This is a genomic window from Psychrobacter sp. Choline-02u-9 (genome assembly GCF_002836505.1).
In the GTDB taxonomy this organism is placed as follows: domain Bacteria; phylum Pseudomonadota; class Gammaproteobacteria; order Pseudomonadales; family Moraxellaceae; genus Psychrobacter.
Genome location: NZ_PJBF01000059.1, coordinates 112,411 through 129,853, shown reverse-complemented (window position 1 = coordinate 129,853; position 17,443 = coordinate 112,411). Strand labels below are relative to the sequence as shown.

The following is a 17,443-nucleotide window of genomic DNA, read 5'->3' as shown; positions in this document are numbered from 1 at the left end:
TTTCCCCATAGTAATGCTATAAAAAAAGTAAGACGGATGGTGAGACAAAATAACAGTGATTATAACGATGACTTGCTAAGCGTTAACAGTAATCAGGCCATAATATATTAAAGCAACATACTAATGGAAGTGAGATTAATTATCAATACATTTGTTTAACTGGCAAATATGCCTGTGATGAGTCTTGAGCATTGATTTTTAAGAACTATTTTTCACCAGCTCTTTCAATAGTTTGGTCTAACGACGCGTTTTAGTGTCCATCTATAGCAACCATTGGCCTAAAATTGCATTGACCGCAGCTTCCGTGCGCAAAATACGAGAGCCTATATGTACAGGCGTGCAGTCTTGAGCTGACAACAGCTCTATCTCATAGTCAATCCAGCCACCTTCAGCGCCTATGCAGACTATACTCGGTAGCTCTCGTGATGGTTGCTGTTGTAAAAATTCAGAAAAGGACTGCTGACTATAAGGATGCGCGACAATCGCTTGACTGCTTATTAGGCTTCCAAGTGAGTCTTCGACAAATGGCTTAAAACGTTTTTGTAGCGTAATACTAGGAACGATCGTATCGATGCTCTGCTGTAAGCCTTCTAATACAAACTCGTCTATCCGCTCAAGCATTGGGCTTTGCCAATAACTTTTTTGGGTACGGTAACTATTTATAAGAATGATATCGCGTACACCAAGCGCTGTCATATCCATGATTAAACGCCGTAGCACTTTAGGACGCGGTAACGCCAAAATAACAGTTAAGTCTAATTTGGCTGGCGGCACAGTATTGAGCTGGACGTTACTTAACTGAATGCTGGCAGCGGTAATATCTTCGATAACAGCAGTACCAAGATTGCCACCGATCTGGCCAATCTTAAGCGTATCACCAACTTTTGCGCCCAGCACTTTAGTCACATGGCTGACTTGAGACAAGGAATCGATGTTCGCTGTGTCTACTGAAAAGTTTTCAGCGGGCAATAATATACAGTTCATAAGCTATCTTGGTTGGAAGACAGCTCGATTGCGTTTTCAATCATAGTAAATTGACGGGTCAGTACCGCTTGCTGCTGTATCGTCATTTGCTCGCCAGCTAGCCCTGCCTGCGCGGCTAATTGCAAATTACTTAGCCAAGTTTCTAGCTGCGTATAAATACTTACAGCGTCTTCACGATTATAAGCTGTTTTCTTACGAGAAGTTTTTTTATTCGCCTTTAACTGGTAATCACTGGCCATCTGTGCATCCGAACTACTTGAGTTATTTGACTCGATTGGACGATAGAAGTCATTATTTGGCTGATATAAAGCGCCTACTTCAGCCAATTTGTCTATTACGCTTTGGCAAGACTGAGTGTAACCCCCCATCAGTACAGGCGTGGCCACACTAGCAGGCTCCACTGGATTATGCCCACCAATATCTACCAGCGAGCCGCCCACAAATGCTACATTTGCCAATGTATACCAAGTCATCATCTCACCCATGCTATCTGCTAGATAGACTTGCGTGTCTGCATCAATGGCTTCCCCATCACTGCGCCGAGCCATATTTAACCCAGTTTTCTGAATGAGATCTGCTACTGCATCAAAACGCTCAGGATGCCTAGGGACGATAACAAGCAGCGTATCTGCTAATGTGGCTTGAGACAGTAGTTGCTGCTGCAATGACAACGCTGCTGCCTCTTCGCCATCGTGAGTACTCGCAGCTACCCACACAGGACGATCTGCTATACCAAACTCTGCTCGCAGATCAGCTTTCTTATTATAAATACTGTTATCTTCTACCGCTTTGTCATCAGTTTTGGACGCATTGATTACCCACTTTAATGAGCCTGCCACACGAATTTGGGCGCTACTAGCCCCTAACTGCCGAAAGCGTTTAGCAGAGTCACTGTCTTGCGCAATAATTAAGGAAAGATTTTTCATCATACTGGCGCTGACTGCACCAATTTTTTGATAACTCTGAAAAGAAGAAGCAGATAATCGACCATTGACTAGGATACTTGGAATACGGTGTTGGGATAATTTGGTCAAGATATTTGCCCATAGCTCTGTTTCTACAAACAGTGCAGCGATCGGCTGCACATGCGTCAAAAAAGTCTCGATCACAGTAGGGCTGTCGACTGGCACATAGCTATGACTCATCTGACCCTGAGCTATCTTTTCTGCAAAACGACTGGCGCCACGAGCAAAACCTGTCTGAGTCGTATTGGTCAACCATATCTGATAGCCATTAGCCAATAACATATCTAATAAAGGCGCGACCGTATTAGTCTCGCCTAATGAGACTGCGTGGCACCAAATCACCCCTTTATCGATATTAGCATTAACCACTGGACGCGGTGGATACTGCTTACCAAAACGCTGGTCGATTTCCTGCTTATAGTTGTCGTTTTTATGAGATCGATGCCATACTTGCAGACGATATAGTGGCTTTAGCAGCCCAATAAGAGACTGATAATATAAGGGAGTCTCATATACCGATCGACTAGGCGATGATACGGGGTCAATTGTATTTTCAGAGTGGTCAGACGGGGTATTAGATGATGGCATGGAACAGCCCAAATTAGTTATGAATCAAACAATAAAAGGGTAAAGGTAAAGCGCGCCAATTCTACCTGAATTTAAGCTGTAACAATAAGCTTTTAAAAAGTTACTGAGTAAATAGTTATTAGATAATGATTGTTAGATAATGACTATTATCAATAAGGCGACTGCGATGATTGCGCCAATTAACAGCTGATAACGCTTGGTGCTATGCTGCTCTTGCTTCTGTGTGGTCAGCAGCATTTCTGCTTGCTGCCATTGCTTGACCAGATTGGCCGCTTCTGCATGACCATTATCTGCCGCTTGCTCTAACCAGTATTTACCGCTATCTATATCCTGGGATACCCCTACTCCTTGGTAATACATTTTACTGAGTAGACGCTGAGCACGGCTGTCGTTTTTGCTAGCGGCTTGATTGACCCAATCTACGCCAGATTTTTTTTGGTTATCACTGTCCGCTGTCAAACCTTCACCTAACAATTCATACATGGCCAAACGTAACATAGCCGCTGTATTACCATCTTCAGCAGCCGCTTGTAGTAATAGCAGCGCTTTGTTTTTTGCTGCGATATGATCATCTGAAAATACAACTTGGCGACGAGGCTTGTTCTGCTTGGCAATATGTTGCTCGAACTGATCTAGTACTTTGCGTGATTGCTGATACTGAACATCACCAGTTGGTTGTGGCACCGTTATCTCATCTAATTCTACGAGCAGTTGCGTAAACATCTCTGGCGTCGATGTACTTTTTACAGACGACGTAGGTTTGGCTGTTGGCTTCGTTACTTTAGTCAGCTCAGGCTTTATCAAGCTCTCAGACTCAGGAGGCACTACGCTTGTTTGCAACTCAGGTACAGTGTCAGACATAGCAGATGGTGCTGCGAGACTTTCACTATCAGTTACAACTATATTGGCTCGGTTACGCTCAGCTCCTATCGATACTTTCTCTGGCTTTTCCAGAAGCTCACTCGATTGGCTAGTACCGACATACGCATTTGAATCTGCGCTCAGAGCGATGCTTTCAGTGCCTGGATGAGTGGTTGCTTTGTGCTTTATTGCTCTATGCGCTGTTACTTTGTCCGCTGTTAATTCGGACACTGAATGAACGTCGTTATTTAGAGTATTCGGTAGTCTAAGGCTAACTGCTTGATACAATCCACTCTCTACTTGCCCGCCTTGTACTGCGTTGAACTGCCGATCAATATGACCAAACAGACGCAGCCCTATTGGCTCTAGGGCAAAAAATAAGCGCTCTTTAACCCCGCTATCATCATAACCGACCGCCATATGCTGATAAAAATCATCAGTGACCAATGACAACTCAGGGTAACGTTTACGCAGCTCAAACTGACCATACCAATGTGGCTTGCTCTGCCACTGCTGCGCCAATACACGACCTGCATAAAACGCCAAAAATACCATGAAATTACGATAGCGTTCATCGACCAGCAGCGTCGTCTCATCCCATATACCGCTCTTGATCATATCTCGGCGCACTTGGGACAATAGCATGTCGATACGCTGTAAACTCTCAAGCGACTCGTCTAGCGTACAAGCGCGCAGCTCAGTTTCGTAGGCGATACCGCCTGCAATAGAACGCCCAGCCAAGAAGTCTTGCCAGTAGCCTTCTGCAATATAGTCCAGTGGCGTTAAAGGTGATGCAGACATAGACGGGAGTGACCTCTTTACAGATAGATAAACAAAAAAAGTATAGGATATAAAAGTGCTACGACTAAGATGATAGAACAATACTAGTAGATTACCTTACCCTAAAAATCCGAGTGCTACAATAAAGGACTGAACAAGCGCACGACATTATCAAACAAGCGTTTTGATCCATGACGCTGTTGCCATTCATCACTATCCAAGATTCGGCAGTTTTCTAAATAGACTTCCTGACAGTCCGCTACTTGGGCAACCATTTCTGGCGTATAAATCGCCAAACTGACTTCCATATTTAGATAAAAACTGCGCATATCAATATTAACGGTGCCAAATAAACAGTAGTCATCATCGATAACCACTGTTTTTGCGTGTAGCAAACCACCTCTAAACAAGGCAATCACTACCCCAGCATCCAACAACTCTTGATAATAAGCTTGAGAAGCATGTTGTACCAGAAACGAATCCACCTTTTCAGGAACAATAATCGTCACATCAACGCCGCGCTTAGCCGCTATCGTCAGCGCACCCGATAGGGATTCATCAGGGACAAAATAAGGCGTGGTAATACGAATGCGCTTATTAGCACGATGAATCACGGTAACCAACGTATTGTAAATCACATGAGCCGTTAGCTGCGGTGCTGAAGGTATTAGTTGCGCCAAGACTTTGTCCACGACAGGCATCTTTGGTACGACAATCGAAGTGGCACCTATATCTGGCTGCTCATGATCATCAATCGTATCCGTTAATACTTTCACACGGCTATTTAGATCATTGATGGTCGGATGCATCACATATAATTTACGGGTGTAGTTATTAACCCGCTGATGCAGCTCAGCAAGATTGTCATTACTTTCAGCACCGATGTCGGTAACTATCACCTTAGCCATCGCTGTATTGATACTAATCGATTGCTGGCTAGTCGTTCGTAGCGCCACATCAATCCATTGACCAACGTTTTTATTTTGCTTAAAAAACCTTGGATCAACCAGATTGAAGCTGCCGATATAGCCAATATGTTCATCGATAACGACCATTTTACGATGATTGCGCAAATCAGAACGTTTAAATAATGTCTTAAACAACCCTACTGGCAATGACTGATGGACATAAACCCCTGCTTTTTCTAATTTACGATGCACGCTGCTATTAATAAAGCTAAAGCTGCCCACACTATCAGCCAATATATGACACTCTACGCCGCGCTGAGCCGCTACAGACAGCGCTTCTATGACTTCTAGCACCTGTCCTTTTGGATAGACAATATAAAACTCCATAAGGACAATACGCTGGGCTGCATGAATATCTTCAATCAAACGCTGAAAAATAGAAGCAGGATCCGTCAACAGCTGCATTTGGTGATTGGGAAATACACCAAACCCGGTCCAGCGCGTTCCTATTTGGCTAACACCGCGGTAGTTGGCTGGTAATAAGTCCTGCCCTTTATCAAAAATCAGATGCTCACGCCTTGCCATATCGTTCATCAAGATGCTAGCTTGATCTACGCGTTCACGATAGCGTCGTCCAATCATCGGCTCACCGAGCAGGATGTACGCCACAAAACCAAATATTGGCAACGTGTAAAGCACAGCCACCCAAGCGATAGACACGCCAATATTGCGCTGCACAGAAACCACTCGCAGCGTCATTACTATCATAAGTACAATATGCAGCACCAGACCTAGACCCGCTAAGTCTCCCCAGGTCCAGCTAGTAAAAGTATCTTTAATAGTAAAAGTGTTTATATTGGCCTCCATCAACCGTGTTCAACGAATAAAGCATCCATAGTATAGTAGCTTTTCACCGCCAAACAACAAATAATGATAATAAGTGTATTTTTAGAAATGCTATATAATACATGGCTTTGAGTGCTATTTTTGATAGATTACAAGTCCGATTTATAATTATTTTCTAAAAATATTAAAATAACATTTGACACCCAACTGTAAATCTATATAATACACTCCCACAGCAACGGAGCTTAGTGACAAACTTAAGAGCTCAGTTGATGTTGAATAAATTGCCTAGCAATTGTTCGAAGGGTGATTAGCTCAGTTGGTAGAGCGTCTGCCTTACACGCAGAATGTCGGCGGTTCGAATCCGTCATCACCCACCACTTCTTAGCAAGTGGCTAAACAAGCTAAGAGACCTAAGCAGCGGTAGTTCAGTTGGTTAGAATACCGGCCTGTCACGCCGGGGGTCGCGGGTTCGAGTCCCGTCCGCTGCGCCATATTTAAAACTTAGTTTTAATACAAAAGTTTCAACCTCAAGCATTAGATTGTTTGAGGTTTTTTTGTGTCTGTAGATTTTGTTTAGACATTGTTTATATAGCTACTGTGCCACCTAACACTCCTTAACTCGCGTACAAATATTTCAGTGCTATGGACGTTGACTTATTCGGCTTACACTAGCGATTAACGCTACCATCACTACACCCATGACAATCAGAATACCAGACATCATATGCGCCGCCTCATAGTTGAGCGCTTCTACCTGCTCATATATAGCAATCGATACCACCTTAGTTTCGCCTGAGATGCTGCCCCCTATCATCAGTACAACACCAAACTCCCCAATCGTATGGGCAAAGCTCACCAAACTACCCAAAATAATACCCACCCGCGCTTGCGGTAAGGCCACTTTCATAAACCGTCGCATACGACTGGGCTCTAAGAGATGAGCGACTTCCGTGATACTTTGCGGAATACGCAAAAACTGTGCATAGACAGGCTGTATATAAAAAGGCAATGAGTAAATGATAGAACCAATGACCAGACCTTCAAAGGTAAAAATCAGCGGGCTAATATTATGTTCGCTCAACCATTTACCGATACCCACACTAGGACTGAGCAGTAACAGTAGATAAAAACCAATCACGGTAGGTGGTAGCACCAGAGGCATCGCAATGATGCCCATGAGCAGTACCTTAAGACGTCCTATTGCTTTTATACGGCTCGGCTTAGCCAACCAATAAGCGATAGGCGTTGCAAATAGTAATAGACATAAGGTAGTCACGCAAGCGAGCTTGATGCTCACCCAAAATGGACTGAGCATATCTGACATAAGAGACTGGTCGATCATATAATGTCACTGCTCGTTCTATGATGAGATGGGTTAGTCTAACGTATTACTGGACGGCCAGATAGCCTGCTTGTAAGAAGTGCTGCTGCCCTGCTTTTGAGCGCAGGTAGTCGGTGAAGTCTGCTGCTGAGACAGTATTATTATTAATAATTATCCCATCTTGTAAGATAGCTGGATAAGACGCTGGCAGCAAAGTAATAAATTGCTCAGGCTTGGCTTTAATCGCAACAAGCTGAGACTGTGCTACAAAACCATAGTCCACACTACCTGTATGCGCATATTGAAATGCTTGACCGATATTCTCTGACTGTATTAAGCTTTTTTGAGCATTTAACTTATCGTACGTATTTTGTGATTGCAGATAGGCTTTCGCAGAGGCACCATAAGGAGCAAGGTTAGGGTTAGCGATAGCCACTTTACTGTCCTGAGTAAAGTCAGCACTGGTAAACACATCACCCAGCGATGTTGGCGTAAAATCGTTTAAAGGTTTGGTGACACTATAGAGTGCTAATTGACCTCTGGTATACGTAAAAGGCTTGGTTAGCTTATTATCTTCGTTAATAACACTAACTAAATTTTCATCAGCCAATTTAGCAGGGAACGCTTGATTGGCAGACAAGAATATATCATATGGTGCCCCTGCTTTGATTTGCGCATATAACTTACCAGAAGAGGCATAAGTAACTTCAATATCTGAGATACTTGAAACATTTTGGGCAGATGAGCTGTTATCAGCCTGATAGCTATCAATAATATGAGGTAGTACATCAGATAAGTTAGCAGCCGCGGCAATACGCAAAGTCCGGGCTGGTTCAGTGGTATCACCAGCAAGCATCGTATTGGCGTCTTTGTCTTGCGTACAAGCACTTAGTGACAATAACAGACAAGCAGATACACAGACAGCAACTAATGACTTAACCATTATTGCTGAGCCATTTAGACGAGTCGTCTTCGTAGTATTCTTGCTTCCACACAGGAATGTCTGCTTTGATGGTATCTAATATCCAGCGACAAGCATCAAATGATGGATAACGGTGCGCTGACACTACCCCAACCCACACAGCCACGTCGCCAATTTCTAACGCACCGATACGATGTATCGCAATAGCATGCGTAATTTCAAAACGCTTTTTGGCTTCTTCTATAATGGCGCGGCCTTGATTGATGGCCAAATCCTCATAACCATAATAGGTAAGACGATCAACGCTCGCGGCATTATTATGGTTGCGCACTCGCCCTTCAAAACAAACAAACGCGCCGCAGCTGTCATTATCTAACGTACTTTTTAGTCTATATTCGTCTATAGCAATATCTAGTAGCGCAAAACCATCACGCTCAGCGATAAGGTAAGCCTCGTCAGCACTACGTTTGATACTCATTGAATGATCGTGGACGTTGTCGGTCATTTTTCTTCTCTATTTATTATTTTCTCTTTGTAACCACTGAATAGCTACTGACAAAATGGACACTAATAAACGCTTGTCTAACCACCAGCGACTGGCGTGATGAAAACCACGCTATCACCATCATTTATCTGGTCAGTCCATTTAGCGAAGTAGTCATTCACTGCGACTCGTAGCTCTGACTGCGGACGGCTAAAGCGATGTTTTTGACTAAGCTGTTCGTATAGTTCAGTCAATGACGTATCTTGCTGTACGCTTACTGTCTCTTGCTGACAGTTGGCCTCGTCAGCCAAACTGGCGAAATACATGACATTAATATTCATCGTTGATTCGATATTAGTTGTCATATCGATAGCACTCATAAATCTCTCCCTCTGATGCAAGCTTCCTTGCTTGGCATTTAGCATATCTTTATTGATTGATTAATTGATTACGCACTCTGCAATGTTGTCACTTTAAGCATGACTGTAATCTGACTTGCCACCTGTCTTTTTAACCAAATGAATATCATCTATAACGATGTCATGCGATAGCGCTTTGGTCATATCATAGATAGTCAAACAAGCAACACTAACTGCGGTTAGCGCTTCCATCTCAACCCCTGTCTTATGCGTGACCTTGACTACCGCACTGACCGTGATGCTGCTGAGCGCGTCGTTATACTCAAAGCTTAAGCCTATCTTGTCTAGCGGTAGTGGATGACAAAGCGGTATAAGATCATGAGTGCGTTTGGCCGCCATGATACCAGCGATATGAGCTGTTTGCGTGATGCTGCCTTTTTTGGTCATACCATCAGCCGCTTTAATCTGCGCATAAATCTCACTGGGAAAGCGTACTTGTCCAGTGGCATTGGCTTCTCGCGTTGTTGCTGTCTTACCACTGACATCGACCATGGTAATATCACCATCACTATCTAAGTGAGATAAAATAGATTGCTGATTTATCTGAACGCTGTCATTCATTTATATAACCTTTTTTATGTGATATTTTTATTATTTTGGTAGAGCAGCACATGCCTGCTTAAAATCTTCAGGCGTATTGAAGTTGGTTAGATTCTGCCACTCTTTGCTAAATGATACAGCTTGCACCAATGGCTGAATAAACTGCATCACTCTACGCTGTCTGCTATCTATATAGGCCTTCAAATCAGGCTCGATACTCAACTGATACAGCCCTAATAATGGATATAAGTGACTATCATCTTTTAAGCAAATCACTTTCTTATCGGCAGCATGGCTCATTTCACACTGTAATTTCTGCCACAAGTCAGTTGCTGGTATTAAGCTATCACAGCTGATAACCAGTAACCACGATGCTTGTACGTTTTTTGATACGCCTGAATCATTCAAACCGTTCAATGTTTGTAAGGCTGATTCGATAGCGACCAAAGCACCGCCCGTTTTGATCTGCCCATCATGCTCATTAGAGTCAACATCAGTACCATAATCAGCAATGTGAATAACAGGCGCATTAGGTTTTTCTGAATGGACATCTAAACCAGCTTGAAAGTCGCGACCATTATCTGCAATCAATATAGGAACCTGTAACTTGCTCGCATGACGGACATGATAGTCTAACAGCTGCTCACCTGACGGTAGCGTCAGCATTGCCTTAGCCGTTCCCATACGTCTAGAGGCTCCGCCTGCCAAGATAACCACACCTGCCAAACCATCCAGATTATTTGAGCAATCTGTCACTATGCCATTACCTGTCAGGCTTGATTGTATATCACTCATAGGTCAATTATTTATAACTCAATCATGGCTGGGGTTTTGTGCCAAAAAATGCGGTACAAAATTGCACGGACGAGTACGACTATCAAACTGATCCTTTAAGATATTTTCCCAACCAGTACGGCAAGCACCAGAAGAACCTGGTAGACAAAATATACCCGTACCATTGGCCATACCAGCAACTGCTCGCGATTGTACGGTAGACATACCGATTTCATCTTTTGAGATTAAACGGAACATTTCACCAAAACCATCGATTGATTTATCAAACAGCACACTCACAGCTTCTGGCATGCTATCTCTGATGAAGAACCCTGTGCCGCCAGTGGTGATAACCGCATGAACGTCTGGACTAGCAATCCAACCACTGATGACTGCGCGAATCTGGTAAATATCGTCGGTGATTAGTTGGCGATCTGCCAAATGATGCCCTGCTTCAGTCAAGCTATCTACTAAGTACTGACCTGATGTATCTTCTGCCAGCGTACGGCTATCAGAAACGGTCAATACAGCAATATTAAGCGGTGTAAATTGTGCAGCAGGCTTACTCATAAATAATCCTTTATAGATGTCATTTTATAATTGTATTAAAAAGCAGTTGTATTAAAAAAATTTATGTAGAAAAACGATTGCACTGGAAGACAATCACTATCAGCGTCATGATTGCAGACTCAAAATTTTTTATCCGCCGATTATCGACAGATTGTGCATGATGCCACTGTTAGAGTTATGCAGATGATGATGCTCAGGCTTGATTGGCATAAAGCTATGTAAAGTATTCACCAATCCTTGGATATCGTTTTGCTGTAAGTATGGACGGATGTCGTAGTTGCCTTGATCGAACAGACACAAATGCACCTTGCCTTGGCTGCTTACGCGCAAGCGGTTACAGGTATCACAGAAGTGCGCCGCATATGGGGCAATCATACCGATACGACCGACATACTCAGGGTGGCTGTACTCTACTGCTGGGCCATCGGCACTACCGCGCTCATGCGGCTGCCAGCCATTTTCTAACAAGTAATCAGTGATAATATCAGACTGGGCATGCTGAGCAAAAAACAAATCGCTATTATCACTGGTCTGCATAAATTCAATAAAGCGATAGGTTACTTGTCTGTCTTTGACATAGTCGATTGCCGTGATTAAGTTCTCAAAAGCAGTCTCTGCCATCAAAACACTATTTATTTTGAGTTTGATATCAGTCGTTTCTAATAATGTATCCATGTCAGCCAATATCTGCGGTAAGGTATCAAAGCCTGTCATTTTATGAAAGGTAGCGGCATCGAAGCTGTCCATACTAATATTGAGCTGATCAAGTCCAGCAGCTTGCCAGTTGGCTGTATGTTTACCCAATTTATAGCCGTTACTGGTCATCGCGACCGTCTCGATACCGTCAGTTTGCTTAATTGTTTCGATAATTTCGACAACATCACGACGAATAGAGGGCTCACCGCCCGTAATTCTAACTTTTTTAGTACCTACTTGAGCAAAGCCGCGCACCAAGGTCGCAATTTCAGAGATACTCAGCTCATCATCAGGGCGCTTACCTTGATAGCCATTTGGCAGGCAATACTCACAGCGAAAATTACAAAAGTCAGTAATAGATAGACGCAAGTATGTCAGACGCCGTGCAAATCCATCGGTTAGCGGCTGGTGATAGTCACTCATCTGCTCAGTGGGCACGATCAAGGAAGACTCTATGTGGCCATCAGATAATGCCGGTGCCAAGCTCGGTGAATATAGTTGTGGACTGTCTATTTTGTGTTTGTCATCTATGTTGTCATCAATCATATGTTACTGCCATCAGTACTACTTACTATAAGCACTACTTTGTTATTCGTATTTAGCATACCAGTGTAAGGTTACTCTCTGATTTTGTGCGACCACCTTACAATAAATTGGCAAACGATGAATTAGCGATGTAGCCAAGGAAACGGTTGTACAACGACGTCATTACCAGCTGCTACGTTCCCACTGTCTTTGTCCAATACAATAAAGCAATTGGCACGGCTCAGCTGTTTGACTCTATGTGACTGCTGTCTTGAGAAACACTCAACTTGATAATGACCTGTCTCATCTCGTGACAATACGCCACGCTGAAAGTCTTTGCGGCCGGGAGATTTTCTAATGTCACTGATCAGTTTGGCTTTGATCGTTAGCGGCATCGGCTGCTCTGACACGCTAGCACCTGACATTTGCCACAATGCAGGTATCACAAACTGTAGCGTACCCACAACCGTAGAGAGCGGATTGCCCGGTAGGCCAAAATACAATACCGGCTTATCAATATTTTTATTCAATTCACCAAATACGAAAGGCTTACCAGGCTTCATCGCCACTTTATAATGGTTAATCTGACCTAGTGTTTCAATCACAGTGGTCAAAAAATCATAGTCACCCACTGAGACACCTGCCGTCGATATCAGTACATCACAGTCCTGCATGGCCTCATTGACTGCGATAGTTGTCTGCTCTAGGTTATCAGGGATAATGCCATAATCACGAATAGTGATAGGCAGATCTGATAGCAAGCTTTTGAGCGTCGGAGTATTAGAGTTATATATTTGGGCTAGGCTTTGCAGCTCATAGCCAATAGCTACGAGCTCATCACCTGTTGCTAACACACCTACGACAAGCGGCTGGAACACGTACACTTGGCTAATACCTAGGTTGGCAAGTAAGCTAATATCGGCAGAATTGAGGCGTTTGCCAATTTTTAGTACGGCTTCGCCAGACTCAATCTCTTCGCCTTGTGAGCGGATATTATTGTTAACTTCGGCAGTTTGCGTGAGCGTAATGTTATAAGGTCGAGATTTATCAATGGTTGCTCTGATATCTGCAAAATTCGTATTCTCTTGCATAATGACCGCATCACAGCAATCTGGTACGACTGCACCCGTAAAAATACGTACCCCTTGCCCTGCTGCTGTCTTACCAGTATAAGCACTGCCAGCTTGCGACTCGCCAATGATTTCGATAGTACTGTTTTCTGATAACTCACTACCTTTGGCAATCGCATAACCATCCATTGCAGACAGGTTTTGTCGCGGCACATCAAAGGGCGAAGCAATATCTTGAGCCAGTATATGGTTTAGGCTGCCCAGTAACTCTAGAGTATTGACGGCTCTTTTTTGTAGTGGAAAGTCAGTAATATGATAATTATCTATCCGTTGCTGTATCGCAGCTTGTAATTCTTCCATGGTAATCATAAGGTCACGCTCTTTCTGTCGTTCTAATTACTGTCGTTCTAATTATTCGTAATCGAAACTGTTATTAAAAATAGTCATTAAAGACTGTCACTGAAAACTATGAGTAAAAGTCATCGTCAAAAAACACATTATCTAGAGTCTATCATTCAAAGTATCAACTTTCTTGTATTAACCTTGTCCTGATAAGTTTTGAATAAAGCCAGATTACACTGGTCTTAATATTTGATATTTATTGCATTGTCCATCGTGTTAAAGGTGTCAGCAAAATCAGACATAGATTGAGACAAAAAAAGCACCTTGGCAAGGTGCTTTTTGTAGAACAAAGTAAATTATCGTTTGTTGGCTAGTGGCTAATTAATAATGGCTAAGCACGATTAAAAAGAGCCGCTTTTATACAATGTATAAATACCCTCAGCCTACCTCACCATCCAGCCAGTGAGGACGCACTGTTTTGAGTAATAAATCCATCTGGCGTTTGACCATTATCTGCTTGCCAACGCTGGAATGCCATACGAGTATTGGTACCCACGATACCATCAGCGCCTTTGGTATCGTAACCCATACTAGTCAAACGACGTTGTAAATTAGTCACTTGCGTGGTCGATAATGGACGCTCATAACGAGGCCAAGATTTTTGCAAACCGCTTTGTCCATTAATCGTTTTGCCTAGCAGACTGACACCCAACGCATAACTTGATGAGTTGTTATAGACTTTAATCACATCAAAGTTTGGGCTTAGCAATAATACTGGACCATCCTTACCAGCGGGTAACCATAGCTCCATCTGAGTATTGGCATCTAGGTAAACGTCCGCTATCGTATCGACACCCATCGCAGCCCATCTAGCAGCAGGTTGTTTGCTACCAACCACTGAGTAATCAAACGATGCTGGCACCGTTGCCTCATAAAACGGTGCTAAGCCACGAACCCAACCTGAATTGCTAAGATAGTTGGCCGTCGAGGCTAGTGCATCACCAGTCGCCCAAGGATTGCGATGCCCATTGCCATCACCATCGACCCCTTGTTTGAGCCAAGTCTCAGGGATAAACTGGGTTTGTCCCATACCACCTGCCCAAGAACCGTCCAACTGTGACCATGATACATCACCGCGTTGTAGCAGTGTCGCTAACGATAGCAACTGCGTTTCAGCAAACTCTTGACGACGACCATCATAGGCAAGGCTGGCAAGCGAACTTGGCAAATCACTATTACCGGTCACAGCGCCATACGATGACTCCATGCCCCATATCGCAGCGATAATCTCTGCATTGACCCCATACTGAGACTCTAGCTGAGACAAATAAGCACGCTGCTCGGCAAATTTACGCTTCCCTACACTGACGCGTCCACTTGATACCGCAGAATCTACGTATTCCCACGGCATCTTGGAAAACTCGGGCTGACCTGAATCTAATGAGATGACTTGCTGGTTTAGATAAGCAGAATCAAGCAATCGACCAATAACTTGGGCATCATAGCCTGACGATATGGCACGCATAGAAAAGTCTGACTTCCAATCAGAAAAGCTACTATAGCTAGGCTTGGGCGCAGGCTGCGGTTTTACGACTGGTGCAGGTGTTGGTTTGACCTGAACGGTTTGGGTTTGAGTAATCTCAACGCCGCCTTGACGAACAGGCTTACTTTGCATTGCCTGCTGGCTTGTACACCCGACCATCACTAATGCTGGCATAAGGGTGAGGTATTGCTTTTTTAATCTCATAAAAAATCTCAAACATGAATAAATAAAATGGCTCACAGTGGCCAAGCTATCCGTAGCTATTATTTAAGTCTAACGCCCAAGTACGCTACGTGGGTCAATAGGATTACCATTTAAGCGAACTTGAAACTCTAAGCCTACCTCATTGGTCTGACCACTGCTACCCATACTAGCAATACGTTGGCCACGCTGTACTGTATCGCCCTCTTGCACCAATAATTGGCTATTGTGCGCGTAGGCTGTGATGTAGTTATCACTATGACGAATCATAATTAGATTGCCATACTCTGGCAGACCGTTGCCTGAGTAAAGCACAGTTCCTGATTGGCTGGCAAGTACTGGATCACCAACCTTGCCCGCAAACCACATTCCCATATTACCCGCAGCAGGGTCAATATTACGAGTCACTGGGTTACGCGTAGGATAATCATAACCAGAGGTCGAGTTGGCAGTGGCTTCATAGGCTGGTATTTGAGATTGGGTCACAGGTGGCGTATAAGTTGGTTGCGTTTGAACTGGAGCACTGTAGCTATTGTTACTTGCAGTGGTGGCCACATTGCCTTGCCATAGTTTGAGCCATTGGCCACTATAGATGGTGTATTTACTATCTAGATTGTTCATCGCTCCGATTTGACGGTAGTTCAGACGATAACGCGCTGCAATCTGGCTGACCGTATCGCCGCGTTGTACTCGGTGATAGTTAGGGACGCCTTGCGCGTTAGTAATAATCTTAGGACCTGCTTGGTTTGCTGATTGATAGGTAGGCTTCGTTGCACAGCCAACGACAGATAGAGTAGCGACTGCCATAGTACCAATCAACGCGGCTTTAACAAGATGCGATCCAGCTATGATTTTTTTCATACAAGGTTCCTATTCTTTGTGTTGCTCATTCATTGTTTAATCATTCAAAAGCGCTTGATATCATACAAGAGTCTTCTGATATTCTCATAACACGTCAGTGTTTAATAAGCCGGTATGGACTATATCTTATAGAATTTATAGCGCGAGTGTTGATAATCTCTCCAGCGCTGCCGTTGGCGTATGATGTAGGCGTACTGGTGATAAACTGACATACCCTGCCGCTACAGCCTGATAATCTGTCATCACATCCTGCTTTGCTTGTACCGCATCGATTGACGTTTCTAATGGTCGCTCATTTTTACCTTTGCGTAGAGACAACCAGTATGCATCTCGGCCGCGTGGATCTATCATATGGCGTACTGGCTGAGCAGCTTGCTTATGTCCTAACGAGGTTATTTTTCGACCCTTGATACCGTCAGCATGCTGCACATCAGGAATATTAACGTTTAATACATGATAGGGCAAATTTTTGAGCAGCTCTAAAACCGAAGTCTCGGTAAGCAGTTTGACGATTTCATGTGCGGCCACTTGATAATCACTGGCTGATTCTTGCCCGCCATTTTTGACACCCCCACCTACCAAAGACGTTGCTATAGCAGGGATACCAGATAGTTGCGCCGTCAATGCAGCACCGAACGTACCAGAGAACATCACATCCTGTCCCAAGTTAGCCCCTGAGTTGATACCTGTAATCACGCAGTCAAAGTCACTACCACGATATAACTCATGCAGGGCCAAATAAACACAGTCAGCTGGTGAACCATTTACCGCTACAAATCCAGAAGGCAGCTGATGCGTATGCAGTGGTCTTGAAACACTTAATGCACTGGCATAACCGCTTTGTTCATCGTTCGGGGCGACGACCATCACTTCACCAATAGTCGATAATGCTTGAGATAGTGCCAATAATCCTGGCGCATATACACCGTCATCATTACTAATTAAAAATCTCATTTCTACTCAGTATGTGGTTAATGTTTTATTAGCTGTCTTTCTACATCTCTATTTGGTAATTCTACTATCGCGCCATGTCTGTTCAAGATATGGCATAAAAATACGATGATCATATTTAAAATGAAAACATGATACTCTAATTCTTCAATGACATGACATCTCAGTCTAACGAAAAAGTATCATTTTGATAGCATGGGCGATTATAACTGAATAATATACAGACACGAACCCTGTCATTAGCAAAGTATCATGTTCTTCTTATGCTAATGATTATATGAGAAAAATA

General features: G+C 43.5%; 16 protein-coding genes and 2 tRNA genes. 2 read left to right on the top strand and 16 right to left on the bottom strand.

Going from position 1 to position 17,443, the window contains the following annotated elements; translation table 11 throughout:
* Nucleotides 1–261: 261 nt before the first annotated feature.
* The 4 genes from CXF69_RS11945 to CXF69_RS11930 form a co-directional block, all read right to left on the bottom strand.
* Complete coding sequence (locus CXF69_RS11945) at nucleotides 262–984, bottom strand: 16S rRNA (uracil(1498)-N(3))-methyltransferase (protein ID WP_101206192.1); 723 nt, start codon at nucleotides 982–984, stop codon at nucleotides 262–264.
* On the bottom strand, nucleotides 981–2,537 hold the full coding sequence (locus tag CXF69_RS11940; RefSeq protein WP_102078144.1) for a 3-deoxy-D-manno-octulosonic acid transferase: 1,557 nt from the start codon (nucleotides 2,535–2,537) through the stop codon (nucleotides 981–983). The genes CXF69_RS11945 and CXF69_RS11940 overlap by 4 nt, the downstream gene beginning before the upstream one ends.
* 132 nt (nucleotides 2,538–2,669) lie before the next feature.
* Entirely contained in the window at nucleotides 2,670–4,199 is a 1,530-nt protein-coding gene (locus CXF69_RS11935; protein WP_101206194.1) for a tetratricopeptide repeat protein, read from the bottom strand.
* A gap of 116 nt (nucleotides 4,200–4,315) precedes the next feature.
* Nucleotides 4,316–5,953 (bottom strand): cardiolipin synthase, encoded by a 1,638-nt coding sequence (locus tag CXF69_RS11930; protein ID WP_101206195.1) that lies wholly within the window; start codon nucleotides 5,951–5,953, stop codon nucleotides 4,316–4,318.
* Between the two features lie 283 nt (nucleotides 5,954–6,236).
* Between CXF69_RS11930 and CXF69_RS11925 the strand changes: the two genes are divergently transcribed.
* Together CXF69_RS11925 and CXF69_RS11920 are read left to right on the top strand one after the other, a co-directional pair.
* Nucleotides 6,237–6,312 (top strand) — tRNA-Val (locus CXF69_RS11925).
* A gap of 37 nt (nucleotides 6,313–6,349) precedes the next feature.
* Nucleotides 6,350–6,426 (top strand) — tRNA-Asp (locus CXF69_RS11920).
* Between the two features lie 149 nt (nucleotides 6,427–6,575).
* On the opposite strand, the gene modB is transcribed toward CXF69_RS11920, so the two are convergent.
* The 12 genes from modB to surE form a co-directional block, all read right to left on the bottom strand.
* Nucleotides 6,576–7,277 (bottom strand): molybdate ABC transporter permease subunit, encoded by a 702-nt coding sequence (gene modB, locus CXF69_RS11915; RefSeq protein ID WP_101206196.1) that lies wholly within the window; start codon nucleotides 7,275–7,277, stop codon nucleotides 6,576–6,578.
* A gap of 46 nt (nucleotides 7,278–7,323) precedes the next feature.
* Nucleotides 7,324–8,199, bottom strand: coding sequence for a molybdate ABC transporter substrate-binding protein (gene modA, locus CXF69_RS11910; protein WP_101206197.1), 876 nt, complete (start codon nucleotides 8,197–8,199; stop codon nucleotides 7,324–7,326).
* Nucleotides 8,192–8,683, bottom strand: a complete 492-nt coding sequence (locus CXF69_RS11905; RefSeq protein WP_101206198.1) for a molybdenum cofactor biosynthesis protein MoaE — start codon at nucleotides 8,681–8,683, stop codon at nucleotides 8,192–8,194. The genes modA and CXF69_RS11905 overlap by 8 nt, the downstream gene beginning before the upstream one ends.
* A gap of 77 nt (nucleotides 8,684–8,760) precedes the next feature.
* Nucleotides 8,761–9,042, bottom strand: coding sequence for a MoaD/ThiS family protein (locus tag CXF69_RS11900; protein ID WP_057759069.1), 282 nt, complete (start codon nucleotides 9,040–9,042; stop codon nucleotides 8,761–8,763).
* 93 nt (nucleotides 9,043–9,135) lie between these two features.
* Entirely contained in the window at nucleotides 9,136–9,642 is a 507-nt protein-coding gene (gene moaC / locus CXF69_RS11895; protein WP_102078145.1) for a cyclic pyranopterin monophosphate synthase MoaC, read from the bottom strand.
* A 30-nt stretch (nucleotides 9,643–9,672) separates the two neighbouring features.
* A complete protein-coding gene (mobA, locus tag CXF69_RS11890) occupies nucleotides 9,673–10,416 on the bottom strand; it encodes a molybdenum cofactor guanylyltransferase (protein ID WP_102078146.1) in 744 nt (247 codons plus the stop codon).
* 18 nt (nucleotides 10,417–10,434) lie between these two features.
* Entirely contained in the window at nucleotides 10,435–10,965 is a 531-nt protein-coding gene (gene moaB, locus CXF69_RS11885; RefSeq protein ID WP_102078147.1) for a molybdenum cofactor biosynthesis protein B, read from the bottom strand.
* Between the two features lie 129 nt (nucleotides 10,966–11,094).
* Nucleotides 11,095–12,207 carry a GTP 3',8-cyclase MoaA gene (gene moaA, locus CXF69_RS11880; RefSeq protein ID WP_102078148.1) on the bottom strand — a complete coding sequence of 371 codons (1,113 nt, stop codon included), beginning with the start codon at nucleotides 12,205–12,207 and terminating at the stop codon, nucleotides 11,095–11,097.
* Nucleotides 12,208–12,329: 122 nt separating this feature from the next.
* Entirely contained in the window at nucleotides 12,330–13,625 is a 1,296-nt protein-coding gene (gene glp / locus CXF69_RS11875) for a molybdopterin molybdotransferase MoeA (protein WP_101206204.1), read from the bottom strand.
* A gap of 421 nt (nucleotides 13,626–14,046) precedes the next feature.
* Nucleotides 14,047–15,345: a lytic murein transglycosylase gene (locus CXF69_RS11870; protein WP_101206205.1), complete on the bottom strand. Its 1,299-nt coding sequence runs from the start codon at nucleotides 15,343–15,345 to the stop codon at nucleotides 14,047–14,049.
* Between the two features lie 69 nt (nucleotides 15,346–15,414).
* Nucleotides 15,415–16,203 carry a M23 family metallopeptidase gene (locus tag CXF69_RS11865; protein WP_101206206.1) on the bottom strand — a complete coding sequence of 263 codons (789 nt, stop codon included), beginning with the start codon at nucleotides 16,201–16,203 and terminating at the stop codon, nucleotides 15,415–15,417.
* A gap of 135 nt (nucleotides 16,204–16,338) precedes the next feature.
* Entirely contained in the window at nucleotides 16,339–17,157 is an 819-nt protein-coding gene (surE, locus tag CXF69_RS11860; protein ID WP_102078149.1) for a 5'/3'-nucleotidase SurE, read from the bottom strand.
* Nucleotides 17,158–17,443: the final 286 nt, after the last annotated feature.

Excerpts from the sequence above, each read along its gene's own strand:
- moaA (WP_102078148.1), bottom strand. The coding sequence starts at position 12,207 with ATGATTGATGACAACATAGATGACAAACACAAAATAGACAGTCCACAA.
- moaC (WP_102078145.1), bottom strand. The coding sequence starts at position 9,642 with ATGAATGACAGCGTTCAGATAAATCAGCAATCTATTTTATCTCACTTA.
- CXF69_RS11870 (WP_101206205.1), bottom strand. The coding sequence starts at position 15,345 with ATGAGATTAAAAAAGCAATACCTCACCCTTATGCCAGCATTAGTGATG.
- modA (WP_101206197.1), bottom strand. The coding sequence starts at position 8,199 with ATGGTTAAGTCATTAGTTGCTGTCTGTGTATCTGCTTGTCTGTTATTG.
- CXF69_RS11905 (WP_101206198.1), bottom strand. The coding sequence starts at position 8,683 with ATGACCGACAACGTCCACGATCATTCAATGAGTATCAAACGTAGTGCT.
- surE (WP_102078149.1), bottom strand. The coding sequence starts at position 17,157 with ATGAGATTTTTAATTAGTAATGATGACGGTGTATATGCGCCAGGATTA.
- CXF69_RS11940 (WP_102078144.1), bottom strand. The coding sequence starts at position 2,537 with ATGCCATCATCTAATACCCCGTCTGACCACTCTGAAAATACAATTGAC.
- CXF69_RS11865 (WP_101206206.1), bottom strand. The coding sequence starts at position 16,203 with ATGAAAAAAATCATAGCTGGATCGCATCTTGTTAAAGCCGCGTTGATT.
- mobA (WP_102078146.1), bottom strand. The coding sequence starts at position 10,416 with ATGAGTGATATACAATCAAGCCTGACAGGTAATGGCATAGTGACAGAT.
- CXF69_RS11935 (WP_101206194.1), bottom strand. The coding sequence starts at position 4,199 with ATGTCTGCATCACCTTTAACGCCACTGGACTATATTGCAGAAGGCTAC.
- CXF69_RS11945 (WP_101206192.1), bottom strand. The coding sequence starts at position 984 with ATGAACTGTATATTATTGCCCGCTGAAAACTTTTCAGTAGACACAGCG.
- CXF69_RS11900 (WP_057759069.1), bottom strand. The coding sequence starts at position 9,042 with ATGAGTGCTATCGATATGACAACTAATATCGAATCAACGATGAATATT.
- glp (WP_101206204.1), bottom strand. The coding sequence starts at position 13,625 with ATGATTACCATGGAAGAATTACAAGCTGCGATACAGCAACGGATAGAT.
- modB (WP_101206196.1), bottom strand. The coding sequence starts at position 7,277 with ATGATCGACCAGTCTCTTATGTCAGATATGCTCAGTCCATTTTGGGTG.
- moaB (WP_102078147.1), bottom strand. The coding sequence starts at position 10,965 with ATGAGTAAGCCTGCTGCACAATTTACACCGCTTAATATTGCTGTATTG.
- CXF69_RS11930 (WP_101206195.1), bottom strand. The coding sequence starts at position 5,953 with ATGGAGGCCAATATAAACACTTTTACTATTAAAGATACTTTTACTAGC.